This window comes from Algoriphagus persicinus (genome assembly GCF_035156415.1).
In the GTDB taxonomy this organism is placed as follows: Bacteria; Bacteroidota; Bacteroidia; order Cytophagales; family Cyclobacteriaceae; genus Algoriphagus; species Algoriphagus persicinus.
In genome coordinates this window covers 1-19,983 of sequence record NZ_JAYEEY010000027.1, presented here as the reverse complement: position 1 = coordinate 19,983, position 19,983 = coordinate 1, and the positions used below count along the sequence as shown (strand labels likewise).

Sequence of the window (19,983 nt, the reverse complement as noted above, 5' to 3'; positions counted from 1 at the left end):
TCGAGCTATTTAATGTCAGCAAATTATCTCATTAAACCAAAATTATGACCTTGTGGATGCAAATAAAAAAACATGTACTTGAGTGATACAAATGGGTTTGAATGAAGCAAGTATCTGCCAAGGGTCAGTCCCGTTCTCAGGTATTTTTGCCCCACAGAAGAAATGCCTATCCTCGCAAACGCTTATTAAAAAAGCCTCCGTGAGTGTCAAACTCACGGAGGCTTTCAAGAGAGGGCTGATTATTTTCTGATCGGACTTTCTATCATTTTCCCTGTCCGAATTTTTCCTTCTAACGTATTAGCGATTTCTTCACGATCTAACTTCATGAATCTACCTGAGGAAGCCTCACCCGTGATTTGCTCAATTGCTGTCCTAAGCATGATCTCATTAATGTCTCCTAATACTTTTAGTCTCTCTGTGTTTTCATTGACAGCAATATTCGGGGTAAATCCGGTGCTGTAGTCAGATTGATCCAAACTATTGAAACTTTGGGTTACGATAGGTAATAAACCATAAGCATTTTCTGGATTTTTTTCATCTTCTATCGCTACTGAACCTACATTTTTACCATAAGTGACATCCCCTATTAAAAACACATCCATGTAAGGCTTGAGACCGTTGATGATTAATTCAGATGCTGAAGCTGTTCCGCCAGTGGTCAATACATAGAGACGGTTTCCGTCCAGGGTGTTGCCGAGATTCTGAGTCTTGTCCAAAAACGCTGTTTTTACACTACTTAATGCAGGTATTTCTGATGCTAGGAGGTTATTGTATTTTGTTCTTGAGAAAATATCAGCACTAGTTACTCCAGGCCCAATTAAACTAGCAAGGTTTACTGCAGAAGAGACATATCCACCTCCATTGTACCTTAGGTCTAATACTAAGTTGTTGATATTTTCAGCTTTCAATTTGGCAAATACCTCATCCATCTCCCTATCATACTTCTTATTATCACTCGCGGTACCGGGTGCGAAGAAGTTATAAACCACATATCCGATTTTTTGATTATTGATCGTATATATGGTGTCCAGAAAATTCGGGTCTTCAGACAATTCCACTGGAGTGAGCGAAATGTCCTGCATCGCCACATATGCTCCCTCTTCGTCGCTATACCTCAAAGGTTTGATGGTATGCGTTGTCTCTGTTTGATCCAGCAGGTCTCTGTAGTTGTTAATATCTATTTGTGTACCATTGATAGCTACAATTGCATCCCCACGCTTCAAATCCGTTAAGGATGCAGGGCTGTTTTTCTTCACGTAAATAACCTCAGCATATACATTTTCTGAGTCAGGGACTCGATATAATTTGAACTCATATCCTGCATCCAAGGAAATTCCACTCAGAGAATTGATCAATTCCTGATAATCCGGATAAATCACAGAAAAACGATCAGTAGGAGTGTAAAGTAGAGACTTGAAATAATTGGTTGGATCAGAAGTAGCCGCAATGGGCGTTCTCAGGTTAAGTCTCCAATAATAGACTTCATCCATCACTTCATAAATCCAGCTGTTGATTTCTTCTTCTAATGTAAGCTCAGGCTCGACAATAGGGTCCTTATCATCATCTTTATTACAACTCCAAAGTAATCCGCTCAGGATCACAAAGAAGAAAGCTCTCAAGAATTGGGTTGATTTCATATTTGGGTAGTTTGGATACTTACCAACGTTGCATTGTGCAAAAGCGTTTGAAATTTAATTTGAAATTTTAATAAGTAGAACCAAAAGACACGTCATGAGTTTGACTATCCTGAAGCTCTCCCTTTTCACATTTCAATACTCGGTATGGGTACTTACGAAGTAAATCATAATTATGGGTTGCCATCAATATCGCCGTCCCCTTTTTATTTATTTCTTGGAAAAGCTTGAAGATACCTTCCGCCACATCCGGGTCTAGATTTCCTGTTGGCTCATCTGCAAGTAAAATCGAAGGCTCATTGAGCAAAGCCCTCGCTATTACCACACGCTGCTGTTCGCCACCAGAAAGCTGATGAGGCATTTTACTTGAGGCGTTGTTCAGACCCACCAAGAGCAAGACTTCCGCCATGCGGGCATTTATTTTTGATTTATCCGTCCAGCCCGTTGCTCTCATGACAAATGCTAAATTTTCAGCTACTGAGCGATCATTGAAAAGTTGAAAATCCTGGAAAATAATCCCGATTTTTCTTCTCAGATAAGGAATCTCCTTGATCTTGATTTTTTCCAGATTAAATCCCGCCACTTCGGCACTCCCGCTTTTCAACTCTAAATCGGCGTAAAGTGTTTTTAATAAGGAGCTTTTCCCACTACCGGTCCTACCGATTAGAAACACAAATTCGTGCTGCTCCACGGAGAAGTTAACATTCGTTAGTATAGGATCAACGCCCTGAAAGATTGTCGCTTGGTTTACCTGAAGTACAGGCTGAGTACTAAAATCCATTCTTATAATTCTAATTTTTGCAATTTCCCAAAAGGAAGTTCTTTAATTAACTTGTCAAGTTCTTCTTCCTTTCCTTCCAGACCAAATTTCTCAATTTTCTTCAGTGGCCTATCTGCTCTGAAATAGGCTACTAATACAAAGTTCTCATCTCTGATCTGAATGTAGTCAGGGATTTTCGCTTTGCCTTTCACTTTGATAATATACATAGGGGAAATTAAAAAAGACCGACAAAAGCCGGCCTTTCACTAGTTATTTGCCAGCTGCTTTGGCATGATCTGCCAAAAACGTTGCCAAACCAGAATCTGTCAATGGATGATTAAGCAAACTCGTGATTACTTTCAATGGACAGGTGACCACATCTGCTCCGACTTCAGCACATTTCAACAGGTGCATGCTATGACGTACAGAGGCAGCAAGTACTTCTGTTTCATACCCGTAATTTCCGTAGATATGCACGATCTGGGCGATAAGCTCCATTCCATCAAAGGAAATATCATCTAATCTCCCAATGAAAGGAGAAACATAATTAGCTCCGGCTTTGGCTGCAAGAAGTGCTTGGCCCGCAGAGAAGATCAAGGTGCAATTAGTACGGATTCCTTCACTTTGGAAGTATTTAAGAGCCTTTAGTCCATCTTTGATCATTGGGATTTTCACTACGATCTTGTCATCGATTTTTGCAAGTTCTTTCCCTTCTTTGACCATGCCTTCATAATCCGTAGCGATTACTTCTGCACTTACTTTATCATCTACGATATCACAGATCGCTTTGTAGTGAGCTCTTACTTTTTCTTCTCCACTGATGCCTTCTTTGGCCATCAGGGAAGGGTTAGTAGTTACGCCATCTAAAACTCCTAGGTCATAAGCTTCGCGAATGTCAGCTAGATTGGCTGTGTCAATAAAGAATTTCATGTTTGAATTGTTTAATAGGATTGAAATCACTTTCCTTTGCTTTGAGACTCTTCTCTTACTTAAAAAAACAGTATAAAAGCCGTATAGAAGTACGATTCCAAATGGATTTGATTGTAAGAAACAAAGTTAGAAGATTAATCAAGATTTGGAACCTGATTGGACTTGCCTGAAAAAAAATAGGGCAAAAAAGAAGCGGCATCGCACCGCTCAACCACCTACCCTTGCTTCCTTCCGGACCTGGGGGATTCAGCAGGAGCTGGTCGTGCCGCCGGCGCAAAGGTAAGGAGAAAATATCCCCTTGCAATATTACTTATCCATTTTCAGCCTGAAATGAGTTTTTAGCCTGACTATGAGCTTCATTAATTTCAAATCTGAAATCTCAAATTTGAAATTAATTTGTTTTCGCCAGATGCATCTGAAATTCCAGTACGTTGCAATGAATAAATTCATCCTCTGCTAGGTCATCAAAAATCTCTTCGTCAAACTCCAGTTCAGTTTTTTCGATTTTGCCATCTGGATGTACTATGAGCTCAATCCCCGCGAACGTGTCAGGATCAACCTGCACCAAAACTTGGTAATCGTCAAAAACTCGCTTGAAATACTGTGGAAATGCTGCTGCCATAGTTAAATCTATTTATAATGAATATACTTTGAGTTGATTTGGTACTATATACCTTAATCTTCACCAAGGCATATTTCAAAATTTACAGAGTTTTTTGTATATAAATGAAACAGGAAACTTTCAAAAAATACCCTATATAAGGTGTTTTTTGAAGGCTTTTTTCTAATTATTTTTATATAAAAACACAACTATGGAAAAAAAATTGTTTTTAATTAAGGTAGTACTATTAGCGTTTGTAATCGTTGGTGGATTTAGCTGCAATGAAAATCTGGAAGATCATAATTTAAATCTATCCCAATCCAAGACTCTTCAAGTTTTGGATGGTACCCTTAAAATACCATCTTTCGACCTTTATGAAAATATCATTTCGGGGCAAGAAAGGATGGAGAAATTTTGAAAACATTGTAAATGCAAAAGGAAATTATCGAATTAACCAAGATGGATATAATGAGATAAGTTTATGGCAAGGTGATTCTCTTTTGGAAATCTTAGATGAGGATGGATTCGTCATTATTGGTGATTATTTGTTCTTTCTCGATTTTAACAATAGAATTGTTGTAGTTTCATCAGACTTTGAGTTGAAAAACAGTATAATGGAAGGTGTTTTCTCCAGTAACAACATTAGATTATTTTCTTTTGATGACGATGTAATCGGTTTAATTGAGGTGAACAGCCCATCAACTATTGCAAAATCTCTATACAATTCGCGTATTGCGTCTGTATATAATCCATCTGCCGTTACTGTAGCTGGGGGCTGTGGGTGGGATAAATGCGATAATTCACAAAATTATGGTGATATTTCCGGATTGGGATATTCAGGAGGAAATTTTAGGTATAGATTAGACGCTAAACATGTTTATGCAGCTGCTGGAATATCATTTAAATTGTTTTCAAAAGCTAAACATATGAGGAAACCAGATGATGGATCACTTTTTTGGACAGCTGAAGCGACCACCCAATACCTTTGGTTCGACTATGAATTTTTAAGTAAAAAGAATGGTAGTAGCTTGCAAAAGCAATCTGGAGAAAGGAGCCAATTTATTAATGATTTTGAGGTGAGATATTATTCTTCAAGTAGAGGGCTAGAGAGATTTTATTTAAAAACTCAATTTTACGCTGAAGCTGGTGGAAACCATGGTTATTCTCCTATAGGAACCTTTTGGCAGTTTAACTTAAGACAAATTGATAAGGGATATTAATATGAAAACTCTCCGAATACTTTTAATTTCAATTTTAGGATTTGTTTTAATTGAAAGTTCATATGCCCAAGGTAAATTGGCTTTAGAAGCTAAAATAGGGACTGGCTCAACACAAATAGATTACGTAGGAGATTCCCCAGAATTGGTCGTCTCCACTAGTGACCACGTGTTTTTTGGACTGGGATTGGTGAAAACGTTTGAAAATGGATGGTCCTATGGCCTTGAGAGCGAATACTACCGCCTTGATCTGTTTTTCTCCTATACACCCTTAGATGAGATCAAGAATAAAGGTGGTATGAGAAGTGATTATTGGGCTTTTGGGCCTAAAATTCAAAAAGATTTTCATGTACTACCGAAAATGGGGTTCAGCCTAGCCACTGGTTTACATCTAACTTACAACTCCACTGAAGATTATCAATTTCAAGGAGGAGAATTACAGTCTGTGAGGCAACCGGGGGGTGAGCCAAGGGTTCCTGTAAAGATTTATGGATTAAGATCCGTAGAAGAATTTACTTTTCTTGTAAAACCGGAAATTGGAGTCTTTTGCGATATCAATAAGCACTCAAGGATTATGCTTTCTGGCAAATGGGGCTTAGGCCTTAGAGAACCTTCCATCGTGATTGACCTTGACCGAATAGAATTTGAAGAACAAACCTATCAAAATAAGTATTCCTTCAGTGGAAATTATTTCTCTGCGCTTCTTGGGTATCGATATTCCTTTTAATTATTTATTGTTTTACTATCAAGACTGCAGATCGGCAGTCTTGATTTTTTGTAACTTTATTACAGTCATTCGAGTAAGTTTTTTACAGCTTAAAATAGTGGGTTTTATGGCTATTTAGTGTGATTTTTCCTTTTTTTCTTACCCCACCTTCCCTCCCTGTTCAATTCCGAACATATCCAATAGTACTATTTCCACATTTAGTTCTTTTTCAGTAAGGCAACTCGTTTTTAGTATGGTCTGAAAGCAGATAAAGGATATAAGGTTGGCTCTGGCCATGGACACTTACCGTAGTAAACAGGGTCACTGTGCTATAGTTGAACAGTTTACCCGGTTAGGGGAGACTTCTCCGTTGATGGGCAGGCTGAGGCAACTATCCGAAATCACCGCTCTATAATTCCATTTTAGTTATGTAGCCTGCGAGTACACATTTTATTGCGGCTTTGTTTTTTGGAGATATTTTTTTGTAAAAAAATATGATTCATGCTTTGTCCTTAACAATCCCTTTCTAAATTTGCGCTTATTCTTATGAAAACAATTGCAAATAAATACTGGTGGTGGCACGCTTACTTTTTCCAAAAAGAAGTTTAGATAGCCCCTGCATGTAACATTGCGTAATGACATAGTACAAAAGGCTTACTGGATTTCCGGTAAGCCTTTTTTCATGAAAAATCAACCACAAGATGACTCATATCAAGCTCCCCATTCTCACCACCTACAAAAAGCGTCTGGCTGACATTATCACTCCTGTGAGTATTTATCTGCAGATTCGAGACCGATTTGCTAATCCGATTCTTTTGGAAAGTTCTGATTATCACGGACAGGAAAACAGCTATTCATACATCTGCTTCAATCCCCTGGCTACCTTTAGTTTCAGTGCGGGAAAGGTAAAAGAAACACTTCCCTTTGGTCATTCGGTATCGTATGAAGTAAGCTCTGATCAAAAGCTGATGGAGAGCCTCAGAGCTTTTGGAAATAAGTTTGACACAAGTCAAGACACTTTTAAATTCAGTTCTAATGGGCTCTTTGGGTACATTCAGTACGATTCTGTCGCTTATTTTGAAGATATCAAACTCCAAAATACTCAACCTTCGGAAGTGCCGATGATGCAGTATTCAGTGTATCAGAATATTATCGTGGTGGATCATTACAAGAATGAACTCCACCTGCTGGAGCATCGCATAGCGGGAGCAGAGAATCCAGAATTGATGGATGAGATCGAACGCATACTCTCTAATAAAAACATTCCAAGCTATTCTTTTAAAAGAGTAGGAGAGGAAAGCTCTAACTATACGGATGAGGAATTCTTGAAGATTTTGAATCAAGGACGTGAGCACTGCTTCAAAGGCGATGTCTTCCAAATAGTACTTTCCAGAAGGTTTAGTACAGCATTCAAAGGCGACGAATTCAATGTGTATCGCGCCCTTCGATCTGTGAATCCTTCTCCCTATTTATTTTATTTCGATTACGGTTCTTTTAAAGTTTTTGGGAGTTCGCCAGAAGCTCAGATAGTAGTGAAAGATAAAAAAGCGACCATATACCCAATTGCAGGGACTTTCCGGAGAACAGGCAATGATCTGGAAGATGCTGCTTTGGCACGCAAGCTTTATGATGATCCCAAAGAGAACTCGGAACATGTGATGCTGGTAGATTTGGCGAGAAACGACCTAAGTCGGTCATCTGAAAAAGTATCGGTAGATGTATTCAAAGAGATTCAATACTATTCTCATGTTATTCACTTGGTGTCGAAAGTGACAGGAGAATTACCTGAAAACGCCAATCCACTTCAGCTCGTTGCAGATACATTTCCTGCAGGTACTCTTTCCGGTGCACCTAAATATAGAGCGATGCAATTGATCGATGAGCTTGAGAATATTTCACGTGAGTTTTACGGAGGAGCGATTGGCTATTTGGGATTCAATGGAGATTTCAATCATGCGATTTTGATCCGATCCTTTGTGTCTGAAAATAACCAGCTGAGATTCCAAGCTGGGGCAGGAGTAGTAGCAAAATCAACTATTCCCTCAGAGCTTCAAGAAGTGGCAAATAAACTGGAAGCGCTTAGAGTGGCACTCAGAGCCGCGGAAGGAATTTAAATTTTCCAGTTTTTCAACATTCCAATCTTTCAATTACTTAAAATGAAAATACTCGTCCTCGATAACTACGATTCCTTTACCTATAATCTTGTTTACATTGTCAGGCAACTGGGCTATGGAATTCAGATGGAGGTGTTCCGAAATGACAAAATCAGTTTGGAAGACGTAGCTCAATACGACAAAATTATTCTCTCACCAGGCCCGGGTGTCCCAGAAGATGCCGGAATCATGCCTGAGCTTTTGAAGAAATATGCTTCAACTAAGTCTATTTTAGGAGTATGTCTCGGGCATCAGGCAATTGGTCAAGCTTTTGGAGGTGATTTGATCAATTTGTCCGAAGTACTTCATGGGGTAGCTTCTATAGTAAAAGTGGAGGATGATTTGCTTTTCAAAGACGTTCCCGATACTTTTAGTATTGGCAGGTATCATTCCTGGGTTGTCAATGAAAACACCCTTTCGCCAGACTTGGAAGTGATCGCCCGTACACCGGATAATCAAATTATGGCTGTCAGGCACAAGCAGTTTGATGTACGAGGAGTTCAATTTCATCCCGAAAGTATTCTGACCGAAAATGGCATTCAAATCCTAAAGAATTGGTTGGAGAATTAAAACAGAATAATTTAATATCATCCCTGTTATGAAATCGAGCATACCTTAAGATTCACACACTGGGATGATTATAATGCATGCGAGATTCCATATGACCATTAAAAAACAATTATAAACAGATGAAAGAAATATTAAATCATCTAATAGAACACCGTACACTAACACGCGAAGATGCGCGCGAGGTGCTGAAAAACATTACTGCCGGAACGTATAATCAGAGTCAAATTGCGGCATTTATGACTGTATATATGATGCGGAGTATTACGGTGGAGGAGCTTTCAGGCTTTCGCGAGGCCATGCTTGAGCGATGCATTCCTGTGGAAATTGCCGAATATGATGCCATGGATCTTTGCGGTACAGGTGGTGACGGAAAAGATACCTTTAATATTTCCACTTTATCTTCTTTTGTGGTCGCTGCTGCAGGTCAGAATGTAGCAAAGCATGGCAACACCGGCGTATCTTCCATATGTGGATCGTCTAATCTGCTGGCTTATTTTGGCTATGAGTTCACCAGTGACTTGGACAAAATCCGTCAGAGTTTGGATGAAGTGGGCATTTGCTTTTTGCATGCACCTCTATTTCACCCAGCTATGAAGCATGTGGGGCCGATCAGAAAAGAACTTGGAGTAAAAACTTTCTTCAATATGCTTGGCCCAATGGTGAATCCAAGTTTTCCCAGAAAACAATTGGTGGGCGTATTTAGTCTGGAACTGGCAAGGCTTTATGGCTATCTATATCAGGAAATGCAGGGAAGATTCTCCATTCTTCATGCTTTGGATGGCTATGATGAGATTTCTTTGACAGGTGATTTTAAAATGATCTCCAATAACGGCGAAAAAGTATTGAAGCCTGAAAATATTGGTCTTCCTAGGTTAAATGCTGATTCAATTAAAGGTGGGAATACCATACAAGAATCCGCTAAAATCTTTGAATCCATCCTAAAAGGGAAGGGTACTAAAAGTCAAAATGCTGTGGTGCTGGCAAATTCTGCTGCCGCTTTAGTAACTGCTGATGAAGGACTTTCTTTCCCGGATGCTATCGCAAAAGCTGAAGAAGTGTTGCTTTCCAGAAAAGCATTGGCAGTATTTGATGGTCTTGTCAATCCTAAAACCTCAGTTTCCTTAGTTTAAATTCTCATGAATATTTTAGATAAAATTATTGCACAAAAGCACCTAGAAGTAGCTGAGAGAAGCAGTTTGGTGCCAGTGAAACTTTTGGAGAATAGTATCTTTTTCGAAGGAAAGGTGGTCTCTATGAAGAAGTATGTTACTGATTCTGAAAAATCAGGAATCATCTCAGAATTTAAAAGGAAGTCACCTTCCAAAGGGTTGATTAACGGCTCTGCTTCTGTAGAAGCCACAAGTATAGGCTATATGCAGGCTGGAGCGTCAGCCTTATCGATTTTGACGGATACTGATTTCTTCGGCGGCACAAATGCAGATCTGAAGGAAGCTCGGAAATTTAATTTCTGCCCGATACTTCGAAAGGATTTTGTGGTGGATGAATATCAGATTCTCGAATCTAAGTCTATTGGAGCGGATTGTATTCTACTCATTGCAGCGGCATTGGATCCTGAGCGATTGAAGGAATTGGCGGCTTTTGCCAAAAGCTTAGGACTAGAAGTTTTGATGGAAGTGCACGATGGGGAGGAGTTGGAAAGAAGCCTTTGCGAAGAACTAGATTTGGTGGGGGTAAACAACAGAAATCTAAAGACATTTGATGTGTCATTGCAGACTTCCTTGGACTTAGTGGATAAAATCCCTTCTGATTTTGTGAAGATTTCTGAAAGTGGCATTTCTGATCCTAGCACGCTAATCACCATGAGAAAGGCTGGGTTCGATGGATTCCTTATTGGGGAAAATTTCATGAAATCCAGCCGTCCGGAACAGGCTGCTTACACCTTCATTAAAGAATACAAAAGGCTTTTGTCCAAAGAACCAACGATAAGCTTAAGATGAAAATCAAAGTCTGTGGGATGCGGGATCCCGAGAATATCCAAAATCTGATTCAAGAAGTAAACCCTGATTGGATGGGATTGATTTTCTATTCCAAATCACCAAGATACGTTTCAGTCGATTTTGCTGCAGAAATCCAGGTAGCCGAAGTCCCGAAGGTAGGGGTATTTGTGAATGAATCCATTGAGTTTATCCTTTCGAAAATCGATGAATTCAAGTTGGCTGCTATTCAACTGCATGGAGATGAAAGCCCTGAATATGTCCGGGAGCTAAAATTGAAAACAGGTAAAAAGCTTTGGAAAGTCATCTCAGTGGGAGAAACTATTAATTGGGAAACCTTGAGGGATTATGTGGGGTTAGTTGAATACTTTCTATTTGATACGGCAGCTGCTGTGCATGGTGGTTCGGGTAGGAAATTCAATTGGCAGGTACTGGAAAACTATCCTTTCGAGAAGGGATTTATACTGAGTGGAGGGCTGGACGAAGAAAGTTCATCTGAAGTGATTTCTTTTGCAGAAAAAATGCCACAGCTAGTTGGGGTTGATTTGAATTCAAAATTTGAGGATGCTCCAGGATTGAAGAATATAGAGAAACTGAAAAGTTTTAAAAATAATATTAGTACATAATGGTCAGTCCATGTCTATGGACTAGTTACTATCAACTATAGAATTATGATCAAAGTAGATGAAAAGGGCTTTTACGGCAAGTTTGGAGGAGCTTACATCCCCGAAATGCTACATCCCAATGTGGAAGAACTGAAGGAGAATTATGAGTCAATTATGGCTTCTAAGGAGTTTCAGGATGAGTTCAGAGGTTTGCTTAAAGATTATGTTGGTCGTCCGACTCCACTCTATTTTGCTTCCCGTCTATCTGAAAAATATGGGACCAAAATCTACCTTAAGCGGGAGGACCTTTGTCACACCGGTGCTCATAAGGTGAACAATACTATTGGTCAAATCATTTTGGCGAAGAAATTAGGTAAGAAAAGAATAATTGCAGAAACCGGGGCTGGTCAACATGGTGTAGCTACAGCGACTGTTTGTGCTTTGATGGGCATGGAATGTACTGTCTATATGGGTGAAGTTGACATTGCACGCCAGCATCCCAATGTGGAACGGATGAAGATTTTAGGAGCAACCGTAGTTCCTGCAACTTCAGGCTCGAAAACACTGAAAGATGCCACCAATGAAGCCATGCGTGCCTGGATTAATAATCCTGTAGATACACATTACATTATTGGATCTGTAGTAGGGCCACATCCTTATCCAGAGATGGTTGCAAGGTTTCAATCCGTTATTTCGGAAGAGATCAAGTGGCAATTGAAGGAGAAGGAAGGAAGAGAAAACCCAGATATAGTAATTGCATGTGTGGGCGGAGGATCAAATGCTGCTGGTGCTTTTTTTCACTATTACAATAGTCCTGAGGTTCGTTTGGTGGCTGCTGAGGCAGCTGGCTTGGGGGTTTTATCCGGAAAATCAGCAGCAACAACTGTTCTTGGAACCCCTGGGGTTTTGCATGGATCTAAAACGATATTAATGCAAACAGAAGACGGACAAGTTGTGGAGCCGCATTCTATTTCAGCAGGGTTGGATTATCCAGGTATTGGACCCGTTCATGCACATCTTTTTGATGTAGGAAGAGGAGAGTTTGTGGCAGTAGAGGACAAGGATGCAATGGCAGCTGGTATCGAATTGAGTAAAATGGAGGGGATTATTCCAGCCATTGAATCTGCTCATGCGCTGCATGCCTTGAATATGATTGAATATTCCAAAGATGATGTGATCGTGATCAACTTATCAGGAAGAGGAGACAAGGATTTGGATACTTACATTAAGTGGGGAGGATATTGATTTACGAAGTACGATTTACGAGGTGATTTTGAACTCCAATCGTAATTTGGAATGGTTGACTTTTACAAGTGAAAAATGTTGAATGTCGAACATCGAATAATGAAGTGGGCATCCTAATACAAAGGAGGAAAAAATATAACCCTGAAAGGGTTTTACCATTAATAACCATGGGTGCAACCCATGGTCAACATGATAATTAAGTTCATGCAACCCTGTAGGGGTTGAACTATTGATTTTTGAATTTTTCAATAAAAAATAATGAATGTTGAAATTCGAATGCTGAATAATGAAGTTTTCAAATTTGAATAATCAAGTACTAAATCGTAGAGACAGAAAATGAATAGAATACATAAACTATTTGAAACCAAAAAGGAGCGTGTGCTCTCGATCTACTTTACAGCAGGTTTTCCAAAGTTGGAAGATACTATGCCGATCATGGAAGCTGCACAGGCTGGAGGAGCGGATATCATTGAGATAGGAGTGCCCTATTCTGATCCAGTAGCTGATGGTCCGACGATACAGGACAGCAATATGATAGCGCTGGAAAATGGGATTTCATTAAAAAAGATCTTTGAACAGCTGAGAGGCTTTCGTGCAAAAATCCATATCCCCGTAGTGGTGATGGGCTATCTAAACCCGATCATGCAATACGGGATGGAAGCCTTTTGCAAAAAATGTAAAGATGTGGGAGTTGATGGTCTGATTTTGCCCGATCTTCCTATGCAACAATACCAGGATGATTACAAAGAGCTTTTTGAGCAATATGGCTTGGTGAATACTTTCTTGATTTCACCCCAAACCAGTGAAAAGCGAATTAAAGAGATCGATGAGAATACCAATGGCTTCATCTACATGGTTTCCTCCCATAGCATCACAGGTGCCAAAACCGGGATAAGCGAAGAGCAGATTTCTTATTTCGAACGGGTAAAAGCGATGAATCTGAAAAATCCTAGATTGATTGGATTTGGGATATCTGATTCGGAAACCTTCACTACCGCTTCGAAATATAGCAATGGAGCTATCATAGGATCAGCTTTTATCAAGACAGTAAAAGATTCAAAAAACCTGAGTGAAGACATTCAGGGATATATTCAATCCGTAATCAATTAAGATTTCCCAATGATTAGCTTTTCCAAAGTTTCGAACTTTGGAAAAGTTTATACAAAATCAACAAAATCATGATCATCCAACTTCAACCTGATATTTCCGACAACCAGAAGGAAAATTTGATCCAAAAAGTCAATGGCATTGGCTATAAAACCACTGAGGTGAAAACCCAGCTGGGAGACTATCTGATCGGTATCGGAAAAAAAGAATTTGATATCCGTAAAATTGGCCAGATGGATGGGATAATTGATATTCACATTGTATCTGACGAATATAAATTGGTGTCCAAAAAATGGAAGGCCAAGCCAACTTCCGTTGATTTGGGAGATGGTGTATTCATCAAGGAAGGGGAAATGGCAGTGATCACTGGACCATGTTCCATTGAATCAGAGGAGCAAATTCGTGCTGTAGTCGCACATTGCGTAGAAAATGACATCAAGATGATGCGTGGCGGAGTGTTCAAGCCAAGGAGCAGCCCGTATGCGTTCCGTGGTTTGGGATTGGAAGGTTTGAAACTATGGCATACAATCGCAAGCGAAGCTGGAATCAAGATAGTGACCGAAGTGATGCAGACTTCTCAAATCGAAGAAATGTATCCCTACGTGGATGTCTATCAGGTGGGAGCCAGAAATTCCCAGAATTTCAACCTGCTTGATGAATTGGGGAAAGTGGATAAAGCTGTGATTATTAAGCGAGGGATATCAGGCACAATCGAGGAACTTTTGCAATCTGCAGAATATGTATTCTCGGGAGGAAATGAGAAGCTGATTCTCTGTGAAAGAGGGATTCGAACCTATGAGCGAGCTTCCAGAAATACGTTGGACTTAAATGCTATTCCGATTTTGAAGGCAAAATCCCACTTGCCTGTGATCGTGGATCCTTCGCACGGAATCGGCATTCGCGCTTATGTGCCTCAGATGGCTTTGGCTGGAGTAATGTCAGGAGCGGACGGCATAATATACGAATCACATGAGGTCCCTGAAAAAGCTTATTCTGACGGTCAGCAGACACTTGATTTTGCACAAAGTGCTAGACTTGCAGGCTGGATCCGAGATAGTTTTGCGATGAGAAAAGGATTTGATTTGTTGTAGAGGAATTGAAAAAGTCAGTGGGAGCTGGCTTTTATTTTTTTGATAGCTAAAAGAATGATTCCAGGAAGACAGCTCAACTATTACGTTGAAGCTCCTCCTGGAAATTAAAAAATTTGTTTGGTTTCTTTGGATAGATAAGATGAAGGCTTTTTAATACTTAGTTTCTGGCCTGCTTTGAATTATTAAATAGAGTTGGGGTTTTCTTCTTTAGTGTAAAATAAGATAGTGGCACCTTCGACATAGTCTGAGGTATATCCATACTATTCTCCATTGACATAGGTTCTGTAATTGAGTTTGATGGTTTCGAACTCTGAGATTGTTCTGCCAAATGCGTTTTGCTGGTGTATTTTATTGTCATCAGAATCAATCAACGGGTAAAATCATTTTTAATAGGGATGAAGTCTTAAAGTTTGGGGCTTCAATTAATTGTCTTTAATCCATGTAAGTTGGATTTCTTCAAGCAGTGTTAAAAATAGACAGGTATGAACATACCTTTTTACTGTCCCACATACAGGAAATATTTCCCAAAAGATATTTTAAATACATTATTTTGGTTTTCAAGTCAGTCAAATTGCTACATTTAGGAATGAAAAATATTTTTTTACTAGCTTTTTTTTTGATTTCTACCACTGGATTTGCGCAAATCGAAGTGGGAAATGGATTATTTCAATACAAAGAGGTCTTTGTAGAAACAGATAATTTTGGGTCTGAATACCTCGAAAAGTTGGAAAGTGCCGTACCTGAGATACAAAATGATTCAACTCTCAGATTGAAGGTCCTTAATGACCTCGGATATTACTACCACACCCGCAATCTGAACCTAGCACTTGAATATATTGAGCAGGGATTAGAAGAAGCTAGAGAAAGTGGGAATACGTATTGGGAAGGAAAACTAATGGTTTCCCAAGGAGCTATTTTGCTTAGAATGGAGGAGTTGGATTTGGCTGAGTATGTGCTCAAAGAAGCGCTCCTCAAAATCCCTGAAAACGAAGGCTGGTTATTGTTTACCAATTTGGGATATGTGTACGAACGAAAAGGAATGCTGGGAGAAGCCTTCGTCTATGCTGCCAAAACTTTGGAGATTGGGGAGAAATATGGCGACATCAAAGCCATCGCAATGGCTTATTCAGATATGAGTAACCTTTTTTGGAAGCAAGGGAAGTTTGATGCTGCGTTGAATTACGGGCTTAAATCGCTTAATATATTCGAGAAAAGAGGGATGAAGGATTTGGATTACGACTTTACGCTTCATTTGGTAGGGCAATTCTTGGTTGATTTGGATAGACCTAAGGAGGCGCTTGAATACTTCCAGCAGTCAGTGCAATTGGGGGAGCGCTATGGTTTTTATAATAATCTGAGCGATACATTTATTGCACTCTCCAATCTGCAATCCAAAATGGGTTTCTATTCGGAAGCACAAAAATCAGGATTGGAAGCGCTCCGATATGCTGAATTGCTCGAAAACGAATTTATGATCATGCGTTCTTACATGGCTTTAGGTAAAGTAAGCAATGCATCAGGAGATTTTTTACAGGCGTCTAAATACTTGGAAACTAGCATCACTGAAGTAAAGGAGAATTTTGGGGATAAGTTTTATTTGAGTTTGGTTTATGATGAGTTGAGTAAAGCTTATGAAGGCTCCGAATCTTTTGAAAATGCACTTGTGGCTTCCAGAAAATCTGATGAACTCCGCAAGGATGTTTTTACAGCAGAGGCAGAGGAGCAGATATCCATACTTCAGACTCAAATGGATGTCGCCCAAAAGGAAAATACCATTAAGCTTCAGGAGGCTGCATTGAGCAGACAGCGGATTCTGCTAGTTTTCTACCTTACTTTGGCTGGGATTTTAGTAATCTTTTTATTTCTGCTTTACCGGGTTTTCCTCCGGAAAAAGAGATACAGTACACTTTTGGAGAAAAAGAACCAGGAGAAAGAATTTCTGCTTAAAGAAATCCATCATCGGGTAAAAAATAATCTGGAAACAATCTCCAGCCTCTTGACACTTCAGATTGCAAAAATTGATGATCCAAAGTTCAAACAAGTCATGGAGGAGACCTATACCAGAGTTCAAAGCATGGGAATGATTCACCTTAGTCTGTATAAAGAAGGTAATCTGAAGCAGGTGGAGATGAAGGGGTTTTTTGCAGGCTTAGGAAAATTTATTCTGGATACTTATGATGCCTCAGGTAGGATTGATTTCTCTACTGAAATGAATTCCTTGGAATTGGACGTGGATGTAGCTATTCCAATTGGACTTATAGTAAATGAACTGATTTGTAATTCTCTCAAATACGCATTCCCTCGGCAAAAAGCGGGACAAATTTGCGTTCGATTGTACCAAAAGGAAGGGAATCTTTTCCTGAAAGTTTCTGACAATGGAATTGGAATCATGGAAACTTCCAAAACGAAGGGAACGGGCTTTGGCAGTGAGTTAATTAGCTTACTTACACGTCAATTGGACGGGCAGATGACCCTAGTTAATGAAACAGGCACTTCATTTTCTTTTGAATTTATACTAAACAAAGCAGCATGAGTATAACTCGAATTTTGATTGTAGAGGATGATATGATCATCGCTGCGAATATCAGCTTGCAGCTCAGTAAGCTGGGCTATGAAGTCACAGGAATAGAGACCAAAGCTGAAGAAGCAGTACATCATGCACTTGAGACCAAGCCGGATATTATCCTGATGGATATTCAGCTGAAAGGGGAGTCCAGTGGCATTACTGCTGCGCATGAAATCCATAAATATTTGGATATTCCATTGATCTTCCTAACAGCAAACGAGGATGATGCTACATTTCAAAAAGCAAAGGAGACTCATCCTTTTGCTTTTATTTCCAAACCTTTTACCAAACAAAATCTGGAAAGAACAATCGCATTGGTAGAGGAAAGAATTAAAGAAAACCCTTCAAATCTCTCCTCTATGGAAACTTTTGTGGATTCTCATGAGGACAGGATTTTTATCAGAAATCAAAATAGGTTGATCAAAGTAATGCTGGATGATATTCTTTGGGTGGAGGCTGAAAGGAATTATTGTAAAATCATCACGGTCCAACAGTCCTATTTGATAGTGAGTCCGCTGAATAAGCTTTGTGAGAAAATCGATCAAAAGCGTTTCATTCGAATTCATCGCTCATTTATGGTCAATTTTTCCAAACTCGATGCAGTCACAGATTCTAGTGTAGAGCTCAAAGGGAAGCTTATTCCTATAGGAAAGCAATACAAGGATGAACTGTACAAGTTGATGAATAAGGTATAGCGGGTTTGCCTTGTCAATAGCTCATAGCGTGAATTTGAATTATCGCTTCCTTTCTCCGTATTACATTCCTATTTCAGTCAATAGCTTCCAGTTGTCAGCATTGGTTTTCTATTATTTCCTTTCAAATAATTTATAGGAATTACTCATTTGTCAATATTTCCATACCTTTGCAGTCCGTTCGGGTGAATGGAGTGTGTTTGGCTTGCTTAACACATTGATTTACAACTAAAAACAATAGTCCGCTGACCCGATGACTATTGCTATTCAGGGTTTGTATTATTATGTCTAACAAAGAAGAATTTAACTGGGACAACTTCGAGACCAAAGGTTTTGGAGAAGGCTATTCCAAAGAAGAGCGTGAGCAAATGGCTGCAATGTACGAGGGTACATTAGGCGAGATCACTGAGAAAGAAGTAATCAAAGGTACCGTAGTAGGGGTGAATGACAAGGACGTCATCATCAACATCGGCTTTAAATCTGATGGGTTGGTTCCTCTTTCGGAATTTAGAGATCTTGAGTCTATCAAGCCAGGTGATACTGTAGAGGTGTTCATCGAAGAGCAAGAAAACGCGCTTGGTCAGTTGATCCTTTCCCGCAAGAAAGCTAAGATCGTACGTGCTTGGCAGGACATCGAAGATGCCCTTGAGCATGACAATGTGATCGAAGGATTGGTGAAAAGAAGAACTAAAGGTGGTTTGATCGTAGATATCTACGGGGTAGAAGCATTCTTGCCAGGTTCTCAGATCGACGTGAAGCCTATCAGAGATTTTGATATCTATGTAGGTAAGAAAATGGAAGTGAAAGTGGTGAAAATCAACCACGCAAATGATAACGTAGTAGTATCTCACAAAGTGTTGATCGAGAAGGATCTTGAGAAGCAAAAAGCGGAGATCTTGAACAACCTTGAGAAAGGCCAAGTATTAGAAGGTGTGATCAAGAACATGACTAATTTCGGTGTATTCATCGATCTTGGTGGTGTAGATGGTCTTCTTCACATTACAGATATCTCTTGGGGACGTATCAATCATCCAGAAGAAGTATTGCAACTTGATCAGAAAGTTCAGATTGTGGTTCTTGACTTTGATGATGATAAGAAGAGAATTTCTTTGGGTATGAAGCAGCTTACTGCTCATCCTTGGGATTCTTTGGCGTCTAGCCTTGAAATCGGATCTAGAATTAAGGGTAAGATCGTAAACGTAGCAGACTACGGTGCGTTCCTTGAGCTTGCTCCAGGTGTTGAAGGGTTGATCCACGTTTCTGAAATGAGCTGGTCTCAGCATTTGAGAAACCCAGCTGACTTCGTCAAAGTAAGTGACGAAATCGAAGCGGTGGTATTGACGCTTGACAAAGACGACAGAAAAATGTCCCTCGGTATCAAGCAATTGACTGAAGATCCATGGACTAAGAACGACATGGGTACTAAGTACTCTGTTGGCACCAAGCACACAGGTGTGGTAAGAAACTTGACAAACTTCGGCTTGTTCCTAGAATTGGAAGAAGGAATCGATGGGTTAGTTCACGTATCTGACCTTTCTTGGACTAAGAAAATCAAGCATCCATCGGAGTTTGTGAAAGTAGGAGATGAGCTAGCAGTAGCCGTTCTTGAGCTTGACGTCGACAACAGAAGACTTGCGCTTGGGCATAAGCAATTAGAAGAAAATCCTTGGGATACGTTCGAATCTGTATTCCCAATCGGATCAGTTCATAAGTGTACTGTAGTTTCTAAGAATGACAAAGGTGCAGTACTTGAATTGCCTTACGGTCTTGAAGGGTTTGCTACTGTGAAGAACTTGGAAAAAGAAGACGGATCTCAAGTAGAGGTAGGTGAGTCTTTGGATTTCAAAGTATCTGAATTCTCTAAAGATGATAAGAGAATCGTTCTTTCTCACACGGCAATGTTCAGAGAGGATACTTCCAAGCCTGCTAAGAAAGAAGCTAAGAAGAAACCTGAATCAGGTTCTACTCCTTCTTCTTCATCTTCAACTCCGGCTGAGAAGTCAACACTTGGGGACTTGGATGCATTGACTCAATTGAAAGAGCAAATGGAAGGGAAAAAGTAAGCAGCTAGATTCTAGAACTTAGAAGCAAGACTTATTACTTCATAAATTGAAAACGCCGACTGAGAAGTCGGCGTTTTTTTATTTAATA

At 39.7% G+C, this 19,983-nt stretch carries 18 protein-coding genes and 1 other RNA gene; 13 read left to right on the top strand and 6 right to left on the bottom strand.

All coding sequences use genetic code 11. The annotated features are described in order from the left end of the window. Positions 1-239: 239 nt before the first annotated feature. From U3A58_RS17925 to U3A58_RS17900, 6 genes are all read right to left on the bottom strand, one after another. A complete protein-coding gene (locus tag U3A58_RS17925) occupies positions 240-1,637 on the bottom strand; it encodes a S41 family peptidase (RefSeq protein ID WP_323825773.1) in 1,398 nt (465 codons plus the stop codon). A 67-nt stretch (positions 1,638-1,704) separates the two neighbouring features. Beyond that, positions 1,705-2,415, bottom strand: coding sequence for a cell division ATP-binding protein FtsE (locus tag U3A58_RS17920; RefSeq protein WP_323825772.1), 711 nt, complete (start codon positions 2,413-2,415; stop codon positions 1,705-1,707). A gap of 2 nt (positions 2,416-2,417) precedes the next feature. After that, positions 2,418-2,621, bottom strand: coding sequence for a fructose-6-phosphate aldolase (locus U3A58_RS17915; protein ID WP_323825771.1), 204 nt, complete (start codon positions 2,619-2,621; stop codon positions 2,418-2,420). Positions 2,622-2,664: 43 nt separating this feature from the next. Beyond that, positions 2,665-3,324, bottom strand: coding sequence for a fructose-6-phosphate aldolase (fsa, locus tag U3A58_RS17910; RefSeq protein ID WP_323825770.1), 660 nt, complete (start codon positions 3,322-3,324; stop codon positions 2,665-2,667). A 186-nt stretch (positions 3,325-3,510) separates the two neighbouring features. After that, positions 3,511-3,596, bottom strand: an RNA gene (gene ffs / locus U3A58_RS17905) — signal recognition particle sRNA small type. 119 nt (positions 3,597-3,715) lie between these two features. Further along, positions 3,716-3,946 carry a hypothetical protein gene (locus U3A58_RS17900; protein ID WP_323825769.1) on the bottom strand — a complete coding sequence of 77 codons (231 nt, stop codon included), beginning with the start codon at positions 3,944-3,946 and terminating at the stop codon, positions 3,716-3,718. 353 nt (positions 3,947-4,299) lie between these two features. Here U3A58_RS17900 and U3A58_RS17895 point away from each other — a divergent pair, with 353 nt between their 5' ends. From U3A58_RS17895 to rpsA, 13 genes are all read left to right on the top strand, one after another. Next, positions 4,300-5,145, top strand: coding sequence for a hypothetical protein (locus U3A58_RS17895; protein WP_323825768.1), 846 nt, complete (start codon positions 4,300-4,302; stop codon positions 5,143-5,145). Between the two features lies 1 nt (position 5,146). After that, positions 5,147-5,869: a hypothetical protein gene (locus tag U3A58_RS17890; RefSeq protein WP_323825767.1), complete on the top strand. Its 723-nt coding sequence runs from the start codon at positions 5,147-5,149 to the stop codon at positions 5,867-5,869. 680 nt (positions 5,870-6,549) lie between these two features. Further along, a complete protein-coding gene (locus U3A58_RS17885; RefSeq protein ID WP_323825766.1) occupies positions 6,550-7,962 on the top strand; it encodes an anthranilate synthase component I family protein in 1,413 nt (470 codons plus the stop codon). Between the two features lie 42 nt (positions 7,963-8,004). After that, entirely contained in the window at positions 8,005-8,571 is a 567-nt protein-coding gene (locus U3A58_RS17880) for an anthranilate synthase component II (protein WP_323825765.1), read from the top strand. A gap of 119 nt (positions 8,572-8,690) precedes the next feature. Beyond that, positions 8,691-9,701: an anthranilate phosphoribosyltransferase gene (trpD, locus tag U3A58_RS17875; RefSeq protein ID WP_323825764.1), complete on the top strand. Its 1,011-nt coding sequence runs from the start codon at positions 8,691-8,693 to the stop codon at positions 9,699-9,701. 6 nt (positions 9,702-9,707) lie between these two features. Then, the gene (trpC, locus tag U3A58_RS17870) at positions 9,708-10,529 is read left to right on the top strand and encodes an indole-3-glycerol phosphate synthase TrpC (protein WP_323825763.1); all 822 of its coding nucleotides are present in this window, start codon (positions 9,708-9,710) and stop codon (positions 10,527-10,529) included. Then, positions 10,526-11,152, top strand: a complete 627-nt coding sequence (locus U3A58_RS17865) for a phosphoribosylanthranilate isomerase (RefSeq protein WP_323825762.1) — start codon at positions 10,526-10,528, stop codon at positions 11,150-11,152. The genes trpC and U3A58_RS17865 overlap by 4 nt, the downstream gene beginning before the upstream one ends. A gap of 45 nt (positions 11,153-11,197) precedes the next feature. Then, positions 11,198-12,376, top strand: a complete 1,179-nt coding sequence (gene trpB / locus U3A58_RS17860; RefSeq protein ID WP_323825761.1) for a tryptophan synthase subunit beta — start codon at positions 11,198-11,200, stop codon at positions 12,374-12,376. A gap of 336 nt (positions 12,377-12,712) precedes the next feature. Beyond that, entirely contained in the window at positions 12,713-13,486 is a 774-nt protein-coding gene (trpA, locus tag U3A58_RS17855) for a tryptophan synthase subunit alpha (protein ID WP_323825760.1), read from the top strand. Positions 13,487-13,554: 68 nt separating this feature from the next. After that, the gene (locus U3A58_RS17850; RefSeq protein ID WP_323825759.1) at positions 13,555-14,574 is read left to right on the top strand and encodes a bifunctional 3-deoxy-7-phosphoheptulonate synthase/chorismate mutase; all 1,020 of its coding nucleotides are present in this window, start codon (positions 13,555-13,557) and stop codon (positions 14,572-14,574) included. Between the two features lie 586 nt (positions 14,575-15,160). After that, complete coding sequence (locus U3A58_RS17845) at positions 15,161-17,107, top strand: tetratricopeptide repeat protein (protein ID WP_323825758.1); 1,947 nt, start codon at positions 15,161-15,163, stop codon at positions 17,105-17,107. Beyond that, positions 17,104-17,835: a LytR/AlgR family response regulator transcription factor gene (locus U3A58_RS17840; protein ID WP_323825757.1), complete on the top strand. Its 732-nt coding sequence runs from the start codon at positions 17,104-17,106 to the stop codon at positions 17,833-17,835. The genes U3A58_RS17845 and U3A58_RS17840 overlap by 4 nt, the downstream gene beginning before the upstream one ends. Before the next feature lie 281 nt (positions 17,836-18,116). Beyond that, positions 18,117-19,895 carry a 30S ribosomal protein S1 gene (rpsA, locus tag U3A58_RS17835; protein WP_323825756.1) on the top strand — a complete coding sequence of 593 codons (1,779 nt, stop codon included), beginning with the start codon at positions 18,117-18,119 and terminating at the stop codon, positions 19,893-19,895. Positions 19,896-19,983 lie beyond the last annotated feature (88 nt).